The sequence below is a fragment of the Synechococcus sp. R55.8 genome, from assembly GCF_047461895.1.
Taxonomy (GTDB): Bacteria; Cyanobacteriota; Cyanobacteriia; order Thermostichales; family Thermostichaceae; genus Thermostichus.
In genome coordinates this window covers 1-4,884 of the sequence record NZ_JANSIB010000139.1, presented here as the reverse complement: position 1 = coordinate 4,884, position 4,884 = coordinate 1, and the positions used below count along the sequence as shown (strand labels likewise).

The window sequence follows — 4,884 nt, the reverse complement described above, 5'->3', positions numbered from 1 at the left end:
GTTGATCCCTACCTTTTCCCCGCAAGGGGACGGAAACCTGAGCTACGCGAGGCGAGAGGAGAGAGAAAGGAAAGTTGATCCCTGCCTTCTTCGAGACATCCTTGAGAACTGAGACTGGCGGATTCTAGGGTGGATCCCTAGCGCAGGAAACGGGCCAGCAGCACCAGTCCGATGCCGCCGAACAAGATGTTGAAGCTCCAGGCTGCCGCCCAAGGGGGAAGGGCTCCCACTTCTCCCAAGCTGCGAGACACGCTCAGAACCACGTAGTAGCCAAACACCAACAGGATCCCGAAGACGACGCCCCCGTAGCGTCCCACCCGCCGGGCAGTGCTGGATCCCAGGGGGAGCGAAATCAGCACGGCAAAAAAGCTGGCCAAGGGCAGGGAGAAGCGCATGTGGAACTCGGTGCGCAGAGCCTGAGTATTGAGATTGGAGCGGGCCAGGCGGGAAATCCGCTCCGCCAGCTCCGGCAAGCTCAACTCGCTGGGGGGAACCGGCGGCTGCATTAGGGTAGCCAGATCCTGGGAAACTTGCAGCGGCTTGCGATGAAACGTTTGCTCGGCAATGCTGAGACCCGTGGGGCCGTAAAGGTGGGTCGCTCCTTCGCTGAGGCTCCACTCCAGTCCATTCCACACTGCCTGAGCGGCCAAGGTCACTTCCGCCAACTGGTATTTGCCTCCCGGCAAGGGATCCACCCGCAAAATCGTGACATCTTGCATCGTATTTAACCGGGGATCCACTTGGCGGATGAAGAACCAGAGGTTGTCTTCGGTTTTGAAAAAGACATCGTATTGCACCGGGGTGGTGGCCTGGGCCAGCAAAGCTTGCTGATCGATCTGGCGGATTTGCTGTTTACTGGCTGGCAGCAGCACGTTGCTAATGAAAAAAGCGCTCAAGCTCATGGCCAACCCCACCAGCAGCAGGGGCCGGAAAATCCGGCTAAACGGGATCCCGGCTGCCCGCATAGCGGTGATCTCGCTGTTGCCGCTCAGCTTGCCCAAGGTGAGCATGGTGGCAAAGAAGGCGGCAATGGGCATGCCCAGCACCACCATCTCCGGCAGATCCAAAACCAAAAGACGCAACACCGTCAGGGGGGGGACAGATCCCTCGACCAGCCGCTCGGCCAGGGTAAACAGTCGGCCCACCAGCAGCAGCAGGGTTCCCCCTGCAATACCGGCCAGCACCGGGGTGAGCATCTCCCCAAACAGATAGCGCTCCAGCAGCCAGAACTTGGTGAGCAACCGTGCCATGTTTGAGAATCGAAGGGGATCGCCCTCATCCCCAAGGGAGAGGCGAGTTGCAATAGCCGAAGAATCGGCGGCAAAAGCCCTGAGCCAGGCTTATCGATTTATTCTCGCTCAAGGGCTTGGGGCAGGTGGGGGAAACGACTCCGTTTTGTCGGCAGGATCCGAACGCGGCCTAGGAGAGTTGAGGGGAGGTTCGGACGCGGGATCCAGCTCGGCACCCCAGGTGACCAGGTAGGCCCGCTGTTCGGGGGAAAGGCGGCGAGCCTGGCGGAAATCTGCTCCTGCCACGATGGCGCCGGTGTAGGCCCCGGTCTTAAAATCCGGCTTTTGCCCCGGCTGAGCGGGGGAAGCCGTCTGAGGGGATCCCACAAACAGCAAAGCGCGGTAGAGATCGGCCCCGCGCAGGTCGGCATTCCGCAAGTTAGCTCCGCACAGATTGGTGTGGCTGAGATCGCAGCCGCTCAGGTTGGCCCGCTCCAGGCTGGCTTCGCTGAAATCCACCGCCCGCAACAGGGTGCCATGCAGGTCGGCTCCCTCCAGCATCGTGCCCAGGTTGACCACTCGGATCCCGTGCAGGCGATCCCGCTGGTAACCCCCTTTGCCGTCCAGAATGGGTCGGCCCAGGTGTTCGTCTCGCCGCAGAGGGCTGAGCAGATTGGCAGTGGAGAGAAAGCGCAGGATCTTGGCTTTGCCGAAGCGATCCACCCCGTTCAACAAAGCAGCCGTGCGCCCGGCAGCAATGGCCCGCTCCAGGGGCCAATCGTCCAACTGCCCATCGGGAGACAAGACCAGGTTGGAAATGCCTTCAAAGTAGGCGTCGATGGTCTGCTGCTGGGTGATGATATTCTGCTGAATGGTGAGATCGCGGGAGATGATGTACTGCCGCCAGGCGATGTAGGCGGCCAGGATGGCAATCAAGATTTGGCCTGTGGCCCCAAACACTTCTCCCAAAGCCCCAATCGCCTCCCAACTCAGGGATCCCAAAGCGGAAAACACCCCGCTCCCAGCAACCCCTCCCATCACGGCCAAGCTGAGGGCCACTCCCGCCCAGGCCAATTGAGGCCAAGTGGTCAGCCACTGCCAAAGACGGCGTCCGATCTGAGCCCAAAGCGATCGCCCCCACCAGCCCGCCAGGCCCAGCCAAGCCAGCACCGCCCCCCAGCCCAAGACCGGCTGAGCCATCAGCTTTCCCAAGAGCAGCAAGAAGGCCGGGATCCCCAACAGCAGCAGATGAATCAGGGGTTGCCACGGTGAGACCGGAGACAGCAGGATCTCGGATTCAACCAGCGGCGGCTCTTGGGGCAGATGTTCGGGGGCAAGGGTTCTGTAGGTCATGGCGCAAGCAGGGAGGTTACTCTAGGGCTAGTGTTAGACTTGCAAAAAAAGCCTGCGTTAGTCCGTATTTGGAGTTGGCGGATAGGGCAGGATCCCGCCTACTCAGTTTGGTAGGATAACCTCGGCCTTTCTTCTCTAGCCCAGCCTGGTGTGAGGATAACCACCATGATCTCTTCCTTATTGTCCTTACTGCCTATTGGTCTGCAGAAATCCGGCGAACACCAATCTACAGCAGTCCTGCCCGGCCTGCGGGCGCAGCGCCATCGTTCTGCAATGCTGACGCGGCTGGCAACCTCTCTGATGCTTGGCACCACCTTACTGCTGACAGCAAAGTTGGATCCCGGCTGGGCGCAAACTTCCCTGGACACCGGCATTACCGGTGAGCAGACCCTGCCTCAAGCTCCCCCGCTCCCGGACAATCGCCCGGCCATTTTCGTGGATGCGGCCAACGGCAGCGATACCCGTGGGGATGGATCCCGCAATAACCCCTTCAAGACGATTACTTATGCCATTCAGCGGGCTGAGGCTGGCAGCGTCATTCAGCTTTTTCCCGGGGTATATAGCGAGGAGAGCGGCGAAACCTTCCCCATCCGTCTGAAAGCCGGCCTCACCTTGCGTGGGGACGAGTCCACCTTGGGAGAGGGCTATCTCATCACCGGCGGCGGTACCTACATGAGCCCGACCCTAGGCCGACAAAATGTTGCTCTGCTGGCAGAAACCGGCGCAGAAGTGCGAGGAGTTACCCTGCGCAACCAAGGGCGGCGCGGCTATGCCCTCTGGGTCGAATCGGCCTCCCCGCGCATTCTCAACAACAGCTTTGTGGGCAGCATCCACGATGGAATCTTCATCGCTGGCGCTGCCAATCCCTGGGTAGAGGGCAACCGCTTCTATAAAAACGGGGCCAACGGCATTTCCGTTTTGGGCACCTCCCAGCCCACCATCGTCAATAACCTGTTCCAGGAGACCGGCTTTGGCCTCACCATCGACCAACGCTCGGCGCCTGTTGTGCGCAACAACCGCATTCTGCAGAACCGTACCGGCGTGGTTGTCGGGGGCAGCTCCAGGCCCATCCTGCGCAACAATCTCATCGCCCAGAACTTGGAGACCGGCCTCACTGCCATCACCAACGCCCAGCCGGATCTGGGCACGGCCACGGATCCCGGCAACAACATCTTTGAGGGCAACGGCCAATACGACATCCACAACGCCACCCGCGGCCTGCGCATCAATGCCAACGGCAACCAACTGCGGGGCAAAGCCAAAGGGGATCTGGATCTGTCCGGTCAAACCACCGTTGCCGCCCTTCCCGACAGCGCTCCCCGCCCCATTGCCCCTGGCACTTTGGCTCTGCCCAGCGCTCCGGCCCAGCCGGCTACTCCCAGGGATCCCCGGCCAGCCGCTGAGACCCCCTCCACCTTGCCGGTTGTGACGGTGCCCCAGTCTACTGCCCCGGTTCCCCCCTCTCCGCCCCAAGGATCCGGAGGGCGCATCTTGCCAGATCCCTCCAGCCCTCAGGCAACTCCCCAGCCCCAACCTCCGGGGGAGCAGTTTGTGGCTGTCCCCTTCACCCCCGATGGCTCTACCGCACCTGCCCAGCCGGCTGACCCTGTTCCCAGGCCACCGTCGGCTCCCCTCACGGATATCACCACCCTTCTGCCCCCGCCGGCCCGTCGCCCGTCCACGGGGATCCCGGCCACTCCCTCTGCTCCCACTACAACTCCAGTTGCCCCCCCTGTGGTTGCTGTGGGTAACGACTCCGTTTCGCCAACGCGAACGGCAACTCAATTTCGCGTGTTGGTGACCCCCAAGAGCAGCGATGACTTGAACCGATTGCGGCAGCTCATCCCCGAGGCGGTGGAAACGGTTTTCAACGGCAGAACAGTGTTGCAGGCGGGCCTGTACGACAGTCGCAGCCAGGCCCAGTCGGTGTTGGATCGGCTGTTGGATGCCGGCTTTGAGGCGGTTGCCGAGATGATTTTCCGCTAGCGACCCCCCACACTGCCGGCTTGCTTCTCCATAGCGGTACGAGGGAGCTTTGATCCCAGTTCTTTGGCGGGGTGGCCAGCCATTGAGCCCAAGTCTCCTTGGTCGCTGGCAAGGGAATTGACTACAAGTGCTTGCCAAGAGCGATGACGGCTCGAACACCCCCTCTCTAGTCCAGCGGATCCAGTCGGTAGCGGCTGAGCCAGTGATCCAAATGCACTTCCTCCTCATCCAGCAGTTGGGCGTTGATCAACCCCCGTTTGAAAGCAAGGCGGATGGCTCTGGCCCGCAAGCTGAAAGTGGTTCCCCACTCGTCGCT

The 4,884-nt window shown here is 61.3% G+C and carries 3 protein-coding genes; 1 reads left to right on the top strand and 2 read right to left on the bottom strand.

All coding sequences use genetic code 11. From position 1 onward, the window contains the following. Positions 1 to 137: 137 nt before the first annotated feature. Together NW829_RS11650 and NW829_RS11645 are read right to left on the bottom strand one after the other, a co-directional pair. Positions 138 to 1,250 (bottom strand): LptF/LptG family permease, encoded by a 1,113-nt coding sequence (locus NW829_RS11650; protein WP_414407437.1) that lies wholly within the window; start codon positions 1,248 to 1,250, stop codon positions 138 to 140. Positions 1,251 to 1,358: 108 nt separating this feature from the next. Further along, positions 1,359 to 2,582: a pentapeptide repeat-containing protein gene (locus tag NW829_RS11645; RefSeq protein ID WP_414417145.1), complete on the bottom strand. Its 1,224-nt coding sequence runs from the start codon at positions 2,580 to 2,582 to the stop codon at positions 1,359 to 1,361. 165 nt (positions 2,583 to 2,747) lie between these two features. On the opposite strand from NW829_RS11645, the gene NW829_RS11640 reads away from it, so the two are divergent. Next, positions 2,748 to 4,568 (top strand): DUF1565 domain-containing protein, encoded by a 1,821-nt coding sequence (locus tag NW829_RS11640; protein WP_414417144.1) that lies wholly within the window; start codon positions 2,748 to 2,750, stop codon positions 4,566 to 4,568. Positions 4,569 to 4,884 lie beyond the last annotated feature (316 nt).